Consider the following 499-nt stretch of genomic DNA (forward strand, 5'->3'; position numbering starts at 1 on the left):
GTGGCTATTTCCCAGTCCCAAATCATCTCATTGGTTGCTTTCATGGCCATTCTGAAACGCTTGTTAGCAACTTTTAATGCCTCCCGCTTTTCGGTAAGTTCAGAGATGTCACTTGTAGCACCTATAAGGCGCTGAGCTTTTCCTGTGTGGTCACGCAAAATATAGCCTCTGTCCACCACCCGGGCATAGCTGCCGTCGGCTTTCTTAAAGCGATATTCGGTTTTAATAAAGTCTTCATGTGGATTGCCTATAGCATCTCTAAGTTTCTTTCTTTCAATAGGTTCGTCCTCTGGATGAATATTCTTCTTCCAAAAATCTTTTTTGTTGAGGACATCTGCAGGATAACCAAAGAGTTCTTTTAGGCCCCTGTGGAAGCGGGTTACTTCGTCACTCGTCAAATCCCAGTCGTAAATAAGATCCTGAGTTGCTGTAGCTGCAAGCTGGTATCTTTCATTGACTTGCTCAATTTCCCTTGCCTGTTCAATAACTGTAGTGATAT

At 43.3% G+C, this 499-nt stretch carries 1 protein-coding gene; it reads right to left on the minus strand.

Annotation, left to right across the window (positions count from 1 at the left end; translation table 11 throughout):
- On the minus strand, positions 1–499 hold a 499-nt coding region (locus HC176_RS16135; RefSeq protein ID WP_167920028.1), incomplete at both ends, for a PAS domain-containing protein.

The organism is Tamlana crocina, from assembly GCF_012037625.1.